A 16,535-nucleotide genomic window follows, 5' to 3' on the forward strand; every position below is an offset into this window, starting at 1 on the left:
TCCAGCCCTACCATAGGCTGCGCGAGAGTTTCGAGAAGTTTCGGGTTTTCACAATATGTCAGAATTGAAAGCCGTAATTGTGGCCGCTGGGCGCGGTATCCGAATGGGACCTCGAGGTGAGCTTACGCCCAAAGGATTGATTCGAGTCGGCGGCGTGCCACTTGTGAGGCGATCTGTCAGCCTGCTTCAGAAACGAGGCATTGGCACCATTCGGATTGTGACAGGACATCTGAGCGATCAGTATTACTCCGAATTTGGCACGTCCGAGGGCGTCGAATTGGTGCACAATCCAGAGTATGAAACAACCGGCAGTCTCCGGTCACTAGCTGTAGGGCTGAGCGGTCAGCAAGGCCCGGTTGTTGTTCTTGAATCCGACCTGATTTTTGAAGCTGCGACATTGGCGCCAATACTGCAAGCGGGGTCTCGTATTCTCGTGTCCGGAGTGACAAAGTCAGGAGACGAGGTGTATATCTGGAGCCGACCCGGCCAAGAGGGGCAGCCCATTTTTCACACGATGTCCAAAGACAAATCGCATCGAGCTGAACCGTGCCTTGGTGAATTGGTCGGAGTTAGTGTTTTTGATGCAGGCGAAACCGAAGCATTGAAACGCGCAGCCCTGCAAACCTTGCTCACAGACCCAAAGGCCGATTACGAGTCCGCGGTGGTCCACATGGCCGAAACCCGCGATATTCCGTGCTTCAAGTTTGAGGATCTGGCGTGGACCGAGATGGATGACGAGGCCATGTACTCACGGGCTGTCAGTGTGATCTGGCCGGAAATCCAAAAGCGTGACGCCGGGGCCTAACGCGACATTCTTTCAGGTGGCCCGCTGAGCCAAAGCTGTAAAAGAGCGCCCACACCAAATGCAAACAGCATCGGTAATGTGGCGGCAGCCATTGGAGAGAGGATGCCAAACTCTCCCAGAGACCAAAATGATTTGACCGAAACTACGGTCACGTAGCCAAACGTGCCCAGCACCAAAAGACGCCACCATGCGAACATGCGCCCGTCGCGACCGCATTGGGCAAGCGACGCACCAAGGAAAGCGAAGACGCCGGGCAGAAACAGCGCGGTGAACCGCCGTATTACGGCCAGTTCAGTCTCGGCCACGCGCGACTCTCTCTTCAGCGCATTCACACGGGCCAGATCAGCATTCGGCAGGTTGAACTCCGGGATACGGTGGTAGCGGATGTGCGCCGAGGTAAAAGGCAGCTCAAAATCCAGCGCTTCATATTGCGTTGGTCGCATGATCGCACCCGGAGGTCCCTCCCAGATGACGGCATCCTTCAATTGCCATACACGCCCATCACTTGTGGGCACCGCGATCCGGGCTTCGACAATTCGGGACAAAGCGACATTTCCCAGACCATAGAACATACGTAGCTCTTGCAATTCAGGCGGGTCGTCGCGGATCACGCGGGCCTCCATGGCAAGATCCCCTTCGACAAACCAATGTTTGCCGGTATTGCCCAGATAGAACCTGTGACCATAGATCCCGATTTCCAATTTGCCTTGGGCATGAACGGCTGACGGCCGCAACCAGCCTTCCAGCGCCACTTGAACACCGCCCAGGATCAGACCGACCCCGATCAGCGCGGCAAAGACAATGCCAGGAGACGCCCCGGCTGCAGACAGGATAACAGGCTCCATGCGCTGGTGTCGCAACAGCTCGGCAATAAAACTGCCGGTCAGACAGGCCATGGGCAACAGCCGCACAACAATGTCCGCCGTACGGTAGAGCAGGTACTCTAACAGCAGTGGCACGAAAGCTATGGCGTCCCGCTCGGCCTTTTCACGGACTTCGTCCAGAAATTTGGTCAGATCAATGGCGATCGCCACAACGAGAAGCACAAACATGACAAAGGCGATTGCCTTGAGATGCGTGCGGACTATGTCCCGCACCGCGATGCCGATGAAACGTCGGGGTATCAAGCGTCACCTCGTACCGGGATCATGACGCTCTCGCCGCGCCAGAGAACATAGACAAGAGGCGGCACAAGGTAGGCCAAAACAGCAACGAGTATTACCCAAAACGGGTGAAAAACCTGACTTGCGTCGGCGATCAGTGTCTTGCCCAGCACGTCGTAGGCCAGCAAAACCACAGCGGCCAAAGGCAGGCTGAAATAGCGCATCATGCCACCGCCGCTCAAAAGGACCGCCGCCAACGCAAGAAGGGCAGCGGTTGGAACCAACAATGCCCGCGATCCCACGGAAGACAGGCGCTCAGGAGTCGCCGTCGAGGGCAGCAATGATCGTTCCTTGGCCCGATGTGTCAGATCGGTGGGGCCAGTGACTTCGGACATATGAAAGCCCATCCCCCCCTGTTCCACGTTGAATGCATTGACGGGTACCGGTCTGGACGCAAAAAACGTGCCGCTGTAAGCCTTGAGGTTTTTCAGGATAATCTCGTGCTTTGTTTCGTCGTTTGGCCCCTCAACGGTCCAGTCGCGGGATTGTCCAACCTGCCAGCTGCCATCCGGTCCCGGCTGATACACGAACAAAAAACCTCTTTCCTGGCTGTTGTCGGCCGGGGGTGAGGCGATGAACGTCGTCCCGCGAATTGTTTGTCGCGTGTTTTGCGGGCGTGCCTCGGTCATTTGCTTCAGGATGTGATCTGCGCGCATCGTACTTTTGGTAACGCGTTCGGCATATCGTGCTTTTGGGATGACGTATCCTGCAACCGCGACAGACATCACCGCACCCAGTGCACCCATGCACACGGCGAACCCCAGAACGCGCGTCCATCGCACACCATTGGTAGCGAGAACAATCAATTCTCCACGGTTGCGCGCATCGTTCACCGCAAAAAATACCGCCACAAGCATCCCAATGGCGAGAGCCAGATCCACAATCTCGGGCGCCTGCAAGAGTAACAGCCAGGCCACCAGCAAGCTTCCTCCATCGTGACGCAGCGCCTGCTCCAAGAGCGCGGTGAAGGACTCAGCGACAAAAATTGCGACAATCATGGACAAAATCAGAATAAGACGCTTGAGCGCTGGCAGCGCTAGCAGGCGAGTAACAGGACCAAGACGGATCATGACATGAGTGTCCCTGCTAACCCTTTCCTAGGCAAGAGGCTCACAGCATATCCCGGATTGCGACGAGAACAAAAAATGCGGCACCCGCTGCGATCCAGGAATCCCAAATATCCAGCGCACCGCCCTGTTTCTTTAGAACAGGCGGATAATCCTTAACTTTTCCAGCCCGCTTTATTCTGGAGCCGGCCAAATCCCCGGCCACGCCAAGAACACAGGCGAACAGTGTCAGGGTTGCGCTCTGAATAACCGAAAGACCCACCACCCAGGATGTACCGATTGCGATGACGAGGATAGACACCGCGCCGCCCGCCAACCCTTCTACAGTTTTCCGCGGGCTCAAGACCGGAAAAGCAGGCGTACGCCCTAGGAACTTGCCGGATGCATAAGCCATGCTGTCAAACAGTTCGACCAGAACATACAGGATTAATATCATCGGCCGCAGTTCTGGATCCAACGTCGCCGCCGTTAAAATTGCCACTGGCAAAATTGGATACAGAAACAGGTCAATTAGCTTTGAAACAGACACGCCGGTGGCCGCAGGCACCATAACACGGCGGGCCAAGAGCAAGGCCCAAGCACCAGCAAACATAAACGCGAGAATCGGCAAGCTGGCAGTTATCGCCGCAATCAGTGCAGAGCCGAGACCAATCCGAACCGCGAATGTCTTGCCCAACAGAACGTGGGCTGCTTCATAGCCTGTTCGAAAAGCCAACAGGATCAGGAACGGCACCAATGTGAATGGCCCCCCCCAAAACACTGCCAAGGTGGTCACCGTGACCAGCAACATTGACCACAGGGCTTCAAACGTGTCGCGTGCCGCGTCCCGTTTGCCCGGTACAAGAAACAAGGACGAAATCAGGACGACGCCAATCACCAGAAGAACCAGCGTCGTTGCCACAATCTGATCAACGGTCAATTCGGCCATCGTCTAGCTCTGCTCGTGACAGGCATCAATCACCGTTGGCAAAGGCAAGCAGTTGATCATGGGCATCCGTATCTTCAATCTGCTCCGGCGGATGCTTAAAAAGAAAGGCGCTGGCTGCGGAAATCGGCCCGGCAAGGCCCCGGTCCAGCGCAATGCGGGCGCATCGGATCGCCGTCAAAGCTTCGGCTGCGGCATTCGGGCTATCTTCGACGTCCAGGCGCAATTCGATGTTTGTGCGCGCGCCCCCAAACAGCCGCCCCTCAAGGCGGACATAGGCCACCTTGCGATCTTCCAACCATGGCACATAGTCAGAAGGGCCGATACGGATGTCCGTGTCGGGCAGGCGATCCTCCATCACCGATTGAACGGCTTCGGTTTTAGATTCGCGCTTCAGGGTCAGGCGACCTTGTTCGCTCATGTTGAGAAAGTCGGTGTTGCCACCAACGTTCAACTGATACGTGCGATCGATTTCGACCCCGCGCATATCGGCAAGGTTCGCCAACGTGCGGTGTACAATAGTAGCCCCGAGTTGCGCCTTGAAATCATCCCCCAGGCAGGGAATGCCCGCGGCGTTGAGTTTTTCGGCCCAGACGGGATTTGAGGCGATGAAAACCGGGATGCCGTTGACGATTGCCACGCCCGCGTCCAGGGCGCATTGCGCATAAAACTCAACGGCCTTTTGGGAACCAACCGGCAGAAAGATGACCATCACTTCCGCGCCGGTATCTTTCAGGATCTGAACGATTTCTTCACGGCTGAGCGCCGGTGCGTCCGAAAGACGAAAGCTTCGATCTTCTGGGTTGGCCAGCATATGTGATGCGACCCCATCAAGATCTGGGCCGCGATGCACCTTTGCGGTCTGTTCGGCCAGATCCGTGTGAAAACGCTCGGTACAGTTGGGCGTGGCAAAGGCGGCCTCTCCAAGTGTGCGGCCAACCTTGCGGGCATCCACATCAAACCCTGCGACCAGCTCAACATCACCGGGACAGTATCCTGCGAGGTCCGGAAAGCTAACACCGACGGCTTTTTCACCAAGCGAGCGACAGTAGGATACGCCTTGAATGAGTGAACTGGCACAATTTCCGACGCCGACAATTGCGGTGCGGATTTTGTTGGTCTTTTTGGCAGTCATTCGCGGATGTCCCCACCGGAAACGTTAATAATATGTGTCACGTACTTTTCCGTAACAGGATCGAAAGTGTAAAGGTGCAAGCGCTCAACTTTCGTAATAAAACCGCTTCGGTCAAGGTCGAGAAAGCCATAAATCAGTTTGTATTCCCGATTATTGATACTGGCCCACAGATCAGCGCGAAATGGGCCGGATTGGCGCAGCTCGGCTTTCAGGGCGCTCAAGGCGACAAAATCCACATTCCAGCTATCTTTGCCAGCGTGGTTTTTGCGCGCTTTCACACCATAAGCCAGCAGCTTTTCGACCGTCTTCAAGGGCTTGGTCTGGCCCTCTTCGGCAAAGCGTCGCCAGTACGCATTTATCGGCGGCGACTTGAGCATGCCATCGGCACCAAAGTGTGCCGTATACACAATGGTGTTCCGATTCATGTCACGCTGCAGGTAGAAAACCTGGTGCTTGTCCAAAGGTTGAGGCCACCGCGGTCGCGCCAGCGGCAACGTGTCCGATGACCTGATTTGGGTCAGACTCAAAGTTGCGTCGGCCATTGCAGCGCCCGGCGCCAGCACGATCAGAACTGCACCGAGCACCAAAACCCACCGTAACCAGTTTGCAGAATAGCAGATCGACTGACAGGCTCGGCCGTACCAGTCTCGGGTATTCAGTGTGCAGGTGGATCTCATGGCAGTAGTGTTTTTCCGATACTGTTCGTGACAGGGCCGTTGGCTTTAGGTCTCGCGTTTGTAGATAAAACAACGCCCTTCAATTGCGCCCTCAGGCAAGGGCTGTTCCACCAAATTGTCGAAATACATCCGGTCGCTTGAGATCATCAACCCGCCAATTGCCAGAAGCGGTTCAATCAAAGGCGACACCTTGCGCGCGAAAAGATCATTCTTTTCCAGGTTGTGCCCGCCAAGATCCGCATGGATCAACGTCGCTGTCGGACCAAAGTGTTCCAGCGCCTGGGGCAGGGTCTGCATCACGTCGCCCAGGATCGTTTGCTCATCGGTTGGGGTAGAGGCGGGGTTTGATTCCACTTTGCGTTCAAAAACGTAAACATCGCGTCCCGCAGTATTGTCCCGCAAGTGGTCAAAGGTGCGTCCGTTGCCCAACCCCAACTCAAAAACCGGCCCGGCCATGCCTTTTGTGGCAGCGATGCCAAAATCCAGGCAGGCGCGTTGCGAAACCATACGGTTGATGAAAACGTCAAGGCGGCTCATTCGGTGCTCCTTTGGGCAGGCTATTGTGTCCCGGTCCTAGACCAGATTTCCTTGTATTGACAGTCTTGTGATCGAATCCACCTCAAAACATAAGTTAGGGTGCACCGATCTGTTCAAGCGGGTTGCCCGACCGCGACAAAACGTGCTTCACTCGGCGCGGACCGGTGGGGAGTGCCCGGGACAAAACGAAAAGCCGGACAGGCGGGCGAGGGAGACGACGTGGCTGCACTATTAAAGGTTGAGGGGCTTTCAATTGGTTTTGGTAACGCCGCTCACGTGGTGGATGACGTCAGTTTCTCGGTCGAACCCGGCGAGACTCTGGCCTTGGTGGGCGAGTCGGGTTCAGGAAAAACCCTGAGCTGCCGGGCCGCACTGCGCATTTTGCCGGCCATGGCCACAGTGCATTCTGGGTCCGTGATGTTGGATGGTCCAAAGGGACCGGTAGACCTGATGGGGCTGAGTGAACGCGCTATGTGCGACATCCGGGGTAACCGGGTTTCGATGATCTTCCAGGAACCCATGCGTTCGTTGTCGCCGCTGCACAGAATCGGGAACCAGGTGATCGAGGTGCTTCGCCTGCACGGAACGGCCAAGGGTCAGGGTGCCCGCAAGCGGGTGTTCGAGACCTTTGAACGCGTTGGTTTCACCAATCCGGAGCGAGTTTTTCAGTCTTATCCCTTCGAGCTGTCCGGCGGAATGCGCCAAAGAGCGATGATTGCAATGGCCGTGGTTGGCAAACCTGATCTTTTGATCGCAGACGAACCGACAACAGCGCTGGATGTGACCACTCAAGCGCAAGTGCTGGGGTTGATCAAAGAAATCCAGCAAGACACCGGCATGGCTATGGTTCTGGTGACGCACGACCTGGGTGTCGTGGCCAATATGGCAGACACTGTCACGGTCATGAATCGTGGCCGCGTGATGGAGGCAGGACCTGCGCCGCTGGTCTTGGGCGATCCGCAGCACGGCTACACCAGGGATCTCTTTGCAGCGGCACCAAAGATCCCGGAATCCGGCGAGGATGCCGCCGAAGAGCATGACCGCGATTACATCCTGGAAATGCGCAATGTGTCCAAGACCTACACGCTCAAGGGCAAGGCGGCCTGGCATCCGAAAATCCATGTACAGGCGGTACGCGGCATTGAATTTGGTGTGGAACGCGGCAAGACGCTCGCAGTGGTTGGTGAATCCGGATCAGGCAAAACGACTTGCGCACGCATGGCGCTGGGCGCTGAGCGGGCTGATCCCGGCGCTGAAATTTTGTTCCGCCCCAAAGCTGGCGCCGAAACCGTAAACTTGCAGGATTTGGACAACCAGGCGCGGCTTGCCTTTCAGCGGCAGGCGCAAATGGTATTTCAGGACCCTTATTCGACGTTGAATCCTCGCATGCGGGTTAAGGACGCGCTTTGCGAACCAATGGACATTCACGGGATCGGCACCCGTGAGGAACGGGTTGATCGCGCGGCTGAGATGTTGCGTTGGGTCGATCTCAGCCCCAATATGCTGACCCGCTATCCACACGCCTTTTCTGGTGGTCAGCGCCAGCGTCTATCCATCGCCCGCGCATTGATGCTGGGCCCGACGTTCCTGGTGTGTGACGAGCCGACCTCGGCTTTGGATGTTTCGGTTCAGGAACAGGTGCTGCAACTTCTCGAAGATATTCGGGACCGTCTGAACCTGTCTTACATGTTCATCAGCCATGATCTGGCCGTTGTGGCCCGAATTGCGGACGAAGTGGCCGTTATGCGTGATGGTTTGGTGGTTGAACAGGGGACGACCGAGGCCCTGTTCCACAATCCGCAACATCCATACACCAAGGCCCTGCTGGCGGCGCAGCCGGAACCGGATATCAATCGTCCCATCAACCTCAAGATCGTGGCGCAGGGTGCAGGAGATCCCTCTACCTGGCCCGAGGCCTATCGCTTTGACGGCGCAAATGTGCCGCCGCTGACGAAACTGGGGGTAGGACACAAGGTGCGTTACTATGCTTAAACGTCTTGTTCTCGCGCTTTGCACGCTATTTGCGGCAACTTCGGTTTCAGCGCAGTTCACTGAAAGCTCCTTTTGGAAAGCCGAAGTTGATGCCGGTAATCTGCCGCCCGTTGGCCAACGTTTGCCACGCGTGCCCCTGACCGTTGATCTCGAAGCCAAAGGTCGCCAGATCGGCAAACAGGGTGGAACGCTGCGCACGCTTGTGACGCGCACCAAAGATGTACGCCAGATGGTTGTGTATGGGTACACCAGACTGGTCGGCTACAACGCTGATTACGTAATCGAGCCTGATCTTCTGCAGGCCTTGGACGTGGAGGAGAACCGCAGGTTTATACTGCGTCTGCGGCCCGGGCACCGGTGGTCTGACGGCCATCCGTTCACCTCTGAGGACTTCCGATATTGGTGGGAAGACGTCGCAAACAACACTGACCTGTCTCCTTCTGGTCCACTGGAATTCCTGCGGGTAGAAGGCGAATTGCCGACTGTCACCTTCCCGGATGAGACAACCGTTATCTACGAATGGTCGAAACCGAATCCGCAATTTGTCCAGGAACTGGCCGAGGCCCGCCCGCCATTTATCTATCGTCCTGCGCACTTTCTGAAACGTTTCCATGCCACCTATGCAGACGAGGACTCGCTGCGTGCGACCCTGCGGGAAAAACGTGTCCGCAGCTGGGCGGCGCTGCACAACAAGTCGGACAATATGTACAAGTTCGACAATGCCGAGCTTCCGACGCTGCAACCCTGGATGCTGGCAACAAAGGACGCAAAAAGCCGCTATCTCTTTGTGCGCAATCCTTATTTCCACCGGGTGGATACAGAGGGCACGCAATTGCCCTACATCGATATTGTCGAGATGAACGTGGTCAGCAGCGGGTTGGTGGCGGCCAAGGCCAATGCAGGCGAGGTCGATCTACAGGCGCGTGGCTTGGACTTCAAGGACATCGCAGTTCTGAAAAGAGGCGAAAAAGAAGGCAATTACCACACCAACCTCTGGAGCAACGGCACCGCTTCGCAAATCGCGATCTATCTGAACCTTAATTACAATGACGACGGGTGGCGCGCCCTGATGCGCGATGTGCGGTTCCGCCGGGCGTTGTCGCTCGCGATTGATCGCAAGATCATCAACAAGGCGCTGTACTTTGGTTTGGCGGCAGAGGGCAACATGACGATGCTGCCGGAAAGCCCGTTTTACAAGGAAGAGAACCTGCAGAAATGGGCCAGTTTTGACCCCGAGCAGGCCAATGTGCTTTTGGATGAAATCGGTTTGACGGAACGCGACCGCGACGGTCACCGGCTGTTGCCGGATGGACGCCCTCTCTGGCTTGTGGTGGAAACTGCCGGCGAACGCCAAGAGGTCGAGAACGCACTGCAGATCATTGTCGACAATTGGCGCGATATCGGCGTGAAGCTCATCATGCGTCCGCTCGAACGGGATATCCTGCGCAATCGGGTGTACTCGGGGCAAACGCAAGCGGCGGTCTGGTTCGGTTGGGACAATGGGCTTGCCCAACCCTTTACGCGCCCATCCTATGCCATCCCCCATCATCAGGAGTTCTTTGCCTGGCCAAAGTGGGGCCAGCACTACCAGACTCATGGAGATGCCGGAGAAGCACCCGATATGCCCGAAGCCATTCGTCTGATGGACCTCGGGGACATGTGGATGCGCTCGGTGTCAAAAGAAGAGCGTATGGGTATCTGGCAAGAGATTGTGGATATCCACGCAGATCAGGTCTTTGCCATCGGTATTCTTGCCGGTGCGCGCCAACCGGTTGTGGTGCGCAACGATCTGATCAACGTGCCCGAAAAAGGTATCTGGGCCTGGTCTCCGGGCGCGCACTTCGGGATACACCGTCCCGATGAATTCTGGTTCGATCGGTAAGGAGACGCATTCATGGCAATGCTGCGCTTTGCAGTTTTCAGGTTCTTCACCATGCTTGCGACTCTGCTGGTCGTATCGGTGCTGATCTTTATCATCATCAATCTGCCGCCCGGTGATTACCTGTCGAACCAAATCAACGAGCTTCGCGCGACGGGGCAGTCCTCGGGTGTGGCCAAGGCAGAATTCCTGAGACAGGAATATGCGCTGGATCGCCCCCTGTGGCAGCAATACCTGATCTGGATGGGATTCGCGCCGGGCCCGCATGGGTTCTCGGGCCTCATTCAGGGTGAATTTGGCTGGTCTTTCGAATTTGACCGCCCGGTGGCCGAACTGGTTGGCGGCGCGCTTTGGCTGACGGTTCTGGTGAACCTCGCCGCGATCATGTTTGTCTATATGGTGGCCCTGCCGCTCGGCGTTCTTGCCGCCGCGCGTGCCAAAACCTGGGTCGATTACACCTCGGCCTTTCTTGGCTATATCGGCTTGGCGACGCCGAACTTTCTCTTGGCGCTGATCCTCTTTTACTACGGCAACCGCTATCTGGACCTGCCCATCGGCGGCCTCATGGATCCCAGGTTCGAAGGCGAGCCGATGAGTTTTGAAAAGATGAAGTCGGTATTGATCCACTTGATCATTCCGACCTTTGTCATCGGCACCTCGGGCGCCGCAGCCATGATGCAACGCCTGCGCGCCAACTTACTTGATGAATTGGGCAAACCTTATGTTGAAACTGCCAGGGCAAAAGGCATGAGCGAAACCCGAATGCTGGTCAAATACCCCTTGCGCGTAGCGTTTAACCCCTTTGTTGCTGACATCGGCACGCTTTTGCCCGCGATGGTGTCCGGGTCCGTTCTGGTGTCGGTGGTGTTGGGCTTGCAGACAATCGGGCCCGTGTTGTTGACGGCTCTCAAGAGTCAGGACTTGTTCCTCTCAGCTTTCGTGTTGATGTTCGTGGCGCTGTTGACCTTGATTGGCACACTGATCTCTGACCTGCTTCTGGCGCTTCTTGATCCACGCATTCGGTTCGGGGGACGCAGCTCATGAGCATTTTGCCCGACGGTCGCTACGTCGACGACAAGCCCTATGAAACCGACATCGGCGAAGAAGCCCGTCATGCCGAACTGGACATGTCCAACACCCGCTTGGTCTGGCGGCGCTTCAGGGAACACAAGCTGGGCCTGGTTTCGGCCCTGTTTCTGTTGTTCTCGTACCTGATGTTGCCCTTTGCCGGCTTCATTTCGCCTTACACTGCGAATGAACGGGCACCGGATCATCTCTACGCCTCTCCACAGGGCATCCACCTGTTCCACGAAGGCAAGCTCATCGGCCCCTACGTGTATCCCATCACGGCCAATGTGAATCTGGAAACCTTTAGCTGGGAGTACGAGGCTGACTATGACAATCCGGCCCGGCTGGAGTTCTTTTGCGAAGCCTCCTACTACAAGCTTGCCGGTCTGTTCAAAACCAACAGGCACCTGTTCTGTGCCCCAGAAGGGGCCACGATCTTTCTTTTGGGTGCTGACAGGCTGGGGCGGGACGTGTTCTCGCGCATTCTTTATGGCGCGCAACTCTCTCTGACGGTCGGCTTGGTGGGGATCACCGTGTCCTTCGTCATCGGTATCGTTCTGGGCAGTATTGCCGGGTATTTTGGCGGGTTCCTCGATTGGATCATCAACCGTGTGATCGAAATTCTGCGAAGCCTGCCTGAACTGCCTCTTTGGTTGGCGCTGTCAGCAGCCGTGCCGTCCCATTGGAGCCCGGTGGCCGTGTTCTTTATAATATCCATTATCCTCGGGATATTGGATTGGCCCGGATTGGCGCGGGCCGTGCGATCCAAGTTCCTGTCGCTCAGGGAAGAGGAATTCGTGCGCGCTGCCGAAATGATGGGGGCGAAACCCAGCCGGGTCATCAGCAAGCACCTCTTGCCGAACTTCCTCAGTCACCTGATAGCCTCGGCGACGCTCTCGATACCGGCCATGATCCTCGGGGAAACGGCACTGTCGTTCCTTGGACTGGGACTCAGGGCGCCTGCGGTCAGTTGGGGCGTGATGCTCAACGACGCGCAGAACCTTGCGTCGATCGAGATCTACCCGTGGACGGCGATCCCGATGTTGCCCATCGTGATTGTGGTCTTGGCCTTCAACTTCTTCGGCGACGGCCTGCGCGACGCCCTGGATCCCAACCGAAGTTGATCTGTCGATTTCTCACGTAGGTCGGACAATCTTGTCCGACCTACCTCACCCCCGCCAACGGCGTCCCGAGATTGCGAAATCTCTCTCGTCAGAACGTTTCAACGCGATTTGCATCGTGCGGTCGGTTAACGTTCGTCACTGGCGGCCCCAAACACCGACGCAATACCGACGTTACACCGACACGATACAGACGTGGGTTTTGGCCGTTAACCACAGCGTTTTAGGGCGGATTCGCCACTCAGTCAGTCACAACCCTTGTGCGCTGCATTCAGGAACTCTTAACCAGCGCGCCTGGAAATGGGGCGCTCTGTCGACTTAACGGTCGTCCCCGCCATCGTCTCCATCCAGCAGGTCCTCTTCGATGGCGGCCTGCACGGCGCCCGCGACGGCCTCGCGCTGCTTCGGTGTCAAGTCCTCGGCATCCTCGTCGGCAAGCCGCACGGTAACCTCCCGGTGAGCAAAGCGAATGCCCTCGCGCTCAAACAGATCCCGGATTTCCTGGAAGACCTTTTTGCGAACCAGCCATTGGTCACCGGGTTTGGTCATGAACTTGACCCGGATAATCATGGCAGAATCCTGCATTTCGATCACGCCTTGGGATTTCAGCGGCTGGATAAAGTTCGACCCGATGACCGGATCATCCAAAAGCTCGACGCCAAGCTTCTTGATCAGCTTGCGCACCTGTTCGACGTTCGTGTCATAGGTCACCCGAAGGGGCAGCTTCATAATCACCCAGTCGCGTGAATAGTTGGTCAGATGCTGGATTTCACCAAAAGGCACCGTGTGCAGAGGACCCAAGTGGTGACGTAGTTGAAAGGAGCGCACAGAGATCTTCTCGACCGTGCCTTTGACGCCACCGATGTCGATGTATTCGCCTTTGCGAAAGGCGTCGTCGAACAGGAAAAAGGCGCCGGAAAAGATATCCCGAACCAGTGTTTGCGCGCCAAAACCGATGGCCAGGCCAACAACACCGGCTCCGGCAAACAGTGGGCTGACGTTGACGCCCATCTCCATCAAGACGATCAACCCGATCGTGACGATGATGATGATCAGGATAAAATTGCGGAACAGCGGCAGCAGCGTGGCAAGGCGGCTGGCACTGCCCACGCCACCTTCGTCACCCAGTTCGGCGTCATCTTCTGGTACATCCCCCTGCTCTTCTCGGATTTTGCTGTCGATCCAGATGCGGAACGCATGAAACACGATGTACCCGATGAACATGACAACGATGACATCAATGATGCGGCCAGCATTGTCGTCGCCATCGATCATACGCTGACCGCCCCAGATCCGGACGCAGGCAATAAGACCCGCGACCAATGCCAGAATTCCGGACACGCGCCGCGCAAGATCCTCAAAGGTTTCCATGCGGCGCGGTGCGTGCTGCTTCAGGATCGAGGCAAGATTTTCTGCCTCGGCATCGGTGATCTCCTCACCGGCCGTCAGGGCTTCGGCTGCGTCCTCTGCAGCGTCGTTCATTTCGCGAATGGCACGCGCACGGTCAAAGTAACGCTCGATCACATAGTTGATCGTGGCATAGACCACGATGATCGACGTGACGATGATGTAACCCCCGGCGATCAAGGGGATCGAGACCGGCAGGTTCAGCATCAACTGATAGCTGAGCTGCGCCCAGCCGGCCACGACATAAAGTGCCAGCATCGGGGCCCAGGCCTGGCTTGCCAAACGCGTGGCAAACATCACCTCATCCGGCTCACGCCCATTGCGCAACGCGCTGGAAATGGCGCGGCGGTTTACCAGGATCATGGCGATGTTCAGCGCCGCAAACAGTGTCGTCAGGCCAGTCACCATGACGGCGTAGACATCGTAGTTCAGCCCCAACTCACTCAACCAAACCCCGAACATCGCTGTGCAGATGTCAAATACAGCCAGCAGAAACAGCCAGTGGTGCAGCTTTTTGGCATCCGGGGTTGAGAAGGCCGGAATACGGTATTGCTCAAGATAGGGCGACAGCATCATGCGCCAGATCAGTGATACAGCGCGAACCATGACATAGGCCGTGGTCACCGTGAAATAGGTGAATTCGATCGCGGAATCGCTGCTAGAACTGAACAATATTGCACCAAGCAGCATCGCGACGATCACCGAGACCGTGATGCCAATCAGCCCGGCAAAGAACCGGAACGCCAGGAACGGCAGCTTTTCGGCATAGCCCTGCGGATTGGCCTTAATCTTGGAAACAACATAGTTTTTCATCATCCGCTTGCCGAAAATCTCTCGCTCAAAGAGATGGCCCAGAAGCAAAAGGCCAATTGTCCACAAGGCGGTTTCGACAAAAGCCCAGATCTGTCCTGTTGGGCTAGAGGCGCGCAAAATGAACTCGACCTCGTTCAGCGCCGCGGGCAGGGCCTCCAAACGTTGCCGCAGCAGCTGCCGAAAACCATCTACTGTGGTTTGGGCTTTCATCAGGGTCGACATCCGGTCGTCGGGTGTTTCAGCGGGTGCCTCTTCTTCGGCGGCTGGCGCAGATCCTGCACTCAGGACATTTCCCGAGCTATCGACCACCACCACGCTGACGCCGCTCTCAGCAGCATGCCGCATGATCTCTGCCAGTTCTTCCGTGTTGGAAGAACTATCCTGAGCCAGCGTGTACGAAGGGGCGACCAAGCACAGGAGAGCCGCTACGAGCAAAAAAAACAGGCGTTGAAAAACCATGCCGGGATATCCTGACCAATGTGTGTTTTGTCAGGTCTAATGCATTGAGTTCAGCCGGGCAAACCTGCTCATCAGGATTGTGAAGACTGTTGTAAGAAACACCGGGTGTGAATTTGGCCGCGTGTTGCCTTTGGGGGTGACAATCCCAAGCAATTTCGCTAGCGCAGAGTTGTACGCTCTCCTACAAAAGGGCTGGAACGCAAGCCGTGAAACACACTGAAAAAGAGACAATTACAGTCCTCGGACTGGGGTACGTTGGATTGCCGCTTGCCGTGCGCTTGGCAGAGTGCGGTTTTGATGTTCTGGGGTTTGATATTGATGCGGACCATGTCGCCGCATTGACCTGTGGCAAGGATCGCAGCGGTGAAGTATCGCCGGAAACACTGGCGGCCTCGAGCATGACATTCTCGGCTGATGCGCCCTCGCTTCGAGGACGAAGTGTTTTTATCCTTTCGGTGCCAACACCGGTCAATGATGCCAACAAGCCGGATCTGTCGCCGGTGGAAGCTGCATGTGAAACCATTGCGCCATATCTTGAGAAGGGTGCCTTGGTCATCCTGGAATCAACGGTTTATCCCGGCGTCACTGAAGAGGTTTGTGGGCCGATTCTTGCAGAAAAAAGCGGTCTCGCTGCGGGGCGCGATTTCAAACTGGGTTATTCGCCCGAGCGCGCCAATCCAGGCGATGCCCAGCATTCGCTTGTAAACGTCGTCAAGGTCATCGCCGCTCAGGATGAAGAGACGTTGGACCGGGTCGAAGCGATTTACAAACCTGCGATCACCAAGGGCCTGCATCGCGCCCCTTCCATCAAAACCGCAGAAGCGGCCAAGGTGATTGAAAACACCCAGCGCGATCTGAACATCGCCTTGGTAAATGAGTTCGCTCTTATCTTTGACAAGATGGGCTTGGACACATTGGAAGTCCTTGAGGCCGCAGGCACGAAATGGAACTTTCTGAACTTTCGGCCGGGGCTGGTCGGGGGGCATTGCATTGGCGTTGACCCCTACTATCTGACCTACCGCGCAGAGCAACTCGGCTATCATCCCGAGGTGATCCTTGCCGGTCGCAGGATAAACGATCACATGGGGCGCCACGTCGCACAAAAAATGGTTCAGGCCATTCTGGCGCGTGGCGACAACCCGGCGCACGCTCGTGTTTTGGTCATGGGGTTCACATTCAAAGAAAACTGCCCCGATACGCGTAACACGCGCGTTGCGGACATCGTGGAAGAGCTTCGGGCGTACTCGGTCGATGTGGATATCTGGGATCCCTGGGTTGATCCGTCGACATTACAGCAGCAATACGGGTTATCCTGTGTCGAAAAGCCCGAAAAAGACGCATATGACGGTATCGTCATTGCCGTTGGGCATTCTCAGTTTACCTCGATGGGAAGTGACGCAATAAGAGCACTCGGAAAGCCTGACGCTTTGCTTTACGATATCAAAGGGGTACTGGCGAAGTCTGAGTCGGACCTGCGACTTTAGATT

Annotated in this window: 13 protein-coding genes; 6 read left to right on the top strand and 7 right to left on the bottom strand. The window is 56.4% G+C overall.

Annotation, left to right across the window (positions count from 1 at the left end; all coding sequences use genetic code 11):
- Nucleotides 1-55: 55 nt before the first annotated feature.
- On the top strand, nt 56-805 hold the full coding sequence (locus EK369_RS08190) for a phosphocholine cytidylyltransferase family protein (RefSeq protein ID WP_127113386.1): 750 nt from the start codon (nt 56-58) through the stop codon (nt 803-805).
- Here the strand turns inward: EK369_RS08190 and EK369_RS08195 are convergent.
- The 6 genes from EK369_RS08195 to EK369_RS08220 form a co-directional block, all read right to left on the bottom strand.
- The gene (locus tag EK369_RS08195) at nt 802-1,932 is read right to left on the bottom strand and encodes an LptF/LptG family permease (RefSeq protein ID WP_127113388.1); all 1,131 of its coding nucleotides are present in this window, start codon (nt 1,930-1,932) and stop codon (nt 802-804) included. The two genes, EK369_RS08190 and EK369_RS08195, sit on opposite strands and share 4 nt — an antisense overlap.
- Nucleotides 1,929-3,038 carry an LptF/LptG family permease gene (locus tag EK369_RS08200; protein ID WP_127113390.1) on the bottom strand — a complete coding sequence of 370 codons (1,110 nt, stop codon included), beginning with the start codon at nt 3,036-3,038 and terminating at the stop codon, nt 1,929-1,931. Before EK369_RS08200 ends, EK369_RS08195 begins: the two co-directional genes overlap by 4 nt.
- 40 nt (nt 3,039-3,078) lie before the next feature.
- Complete coding sequence (locus EK369_RS08205) at nt 3,079-3,825, bottom strand: phosphatidate cytidylyltransferase (protein ID WP_164726933.1); 747 nt, start codon at nt 3,823-3,825, stop codon at nt 3,079-3,081.
- 163 nt (nt 3,826-3,988) lie between these two features.
- Nucleotides 3,989-5,095, bottom strand: a complete 1,107-nt coding sequence (locus EK369_RS08210) for an inositol-3-phosphate synthase (RefSeq protein ID WP_127113394.1) — start codon at nt 5,093-5,095, stop codon at nt 3,989-3,991.
- Nucleotides 5,092-5,679 carry a DUF4833 domain-containing protein gene (locus EK369_RS08215; RefSeq protein ID WP_164726935.1) on the bottom strand — a complete coding sequence of 196 codons (588 nt, stop codon included), beginning with the start codon at nt 5,677-5,679 and terminating at the stop codon, nt 5,092-5,094. Before EK369_RS08215 ends, EK369_RS08210 begins: the two co-directional genes overlap by 4 nt.
- 138 nt (nt 5,680-5,817) lie before the next feature.
- The gene (locus tag EK369_RS08220) at nt 5,818-6,309 is read right to left on the bottom strand and encodes a class I SAM-dependent methyltransferase (protein WP_127113398.1); all 492 of its coding nucleotides are present in this window, start codon (nt 6,307-6,309) and stop codon (nt 5,818-5,820) included.
- Nucleotides 6,310-6,528: 219 nt separating this feature from the next.
- On the opposite strand from EK369_RS08220, the gene EK369_RS08225 reads away from it, so the two are divergent.
- From EK369_RS08225 to EK369_RS08240, 4 genes are read left to right on the top strand one after another with little or no spacing between them, the layout of a single operon-like run.
- Nucleotides 6,529-8,301, top strand: coding sequence for an ABC transporter ATP-binding protein (locus EK369_RS08225; RefSeq protein WP_127113400.1), 1,773 nt, complete (start codon nt 6,529-6,531; stop codon nt 8,299-8,301).
- Nucleotides 8,294-10,183 (top strand): ABC transporter substrate-binding protein, encoded by a 1,890-nt coding sequence (locus tag EK369_RS08230; RefSeq protein ID WP_127113402.1) that lies wholly within the window; start codon nt 8,294-8,296, stop codon nt 10,181-10,183. Before EK369_RS08225 ends, EK369_RS08230 begins: the two co-directional genes overlap by 8 nt.
- A 12-nt stretch (nt 10,184-10,195) precedes the next feature.
- Nucleotides 10,196-11,224 carry an ABC transporter permease gene (locus tag EK369_RS08235; RefSeq protein WP_127113404.1) on the top strand — a complete coding sequence of 343 codons (1,029 nt, stop codon included), beginning with the start codon at nt 10,196-10,198 and terminating at the stop codon, nt 11,222-11,224.
- Nucleotides 11,221-12,372 carry an ABC transporter permease gene (locus tag EK369_RS08240; protein WP_127113406.1) on the top strand — a complete coding sequence of 384 codons (1,152 nt, stop codon included), beginning with the start codon at nt 11,221-11,223 and terminating at the stop codon, nt 12,370-12,372. The genes EK369_RS08235 and EK369_RS08240 overlap by 4 nt, the downstream gene beginning before the upstream one ends.
- A 315-nt stretch (nt 12,373-12,687) precedes the next feature.
- Here EK369_RS08240 and EK369_RS08245 read toward each other — a convergent pair whose 3' ends face one another.
- Entirely contained in the window at nt 12,688-15,048 is a 2,361-nt protein-coding gene (locus EK369_RS08245; RefSeq protein ID WP_127113408.1) for a mechanosensitive ion channel family protein, read from the bottom strand.
- Between the two features lie 206 nt (nt 15,049-15,254).
- Here EK369_RS08245 and EK369_RS08250 point away from each other — a divergent pair, with 206 nt between their 5' ends.
- Nucleotides 15,255-16,532: a nucleotide sugar dehydrogenase gene (locus EK369_RS08250; RefSeq protein WP_127113410.1), complete on the top strand. Its 1,278-nt coding sequence runs from the start codon at nt 15,255-15,257 to the stop codon at nt 16,530-16,532.
- The last annotated feature ends 3 nt before the right edge of the window (nt 16,533-16,535 follow it).

This window comes from Shimia sediminis (assembly GCF_003990645.1).
GTDB classification, from domain to species: domain Bacteria; phylum Pseudomonadota; class Alphaproteobacteria; order Rhodobacterales; family Rhodobacteraceae; genus Shimia; species Shimia sediminis.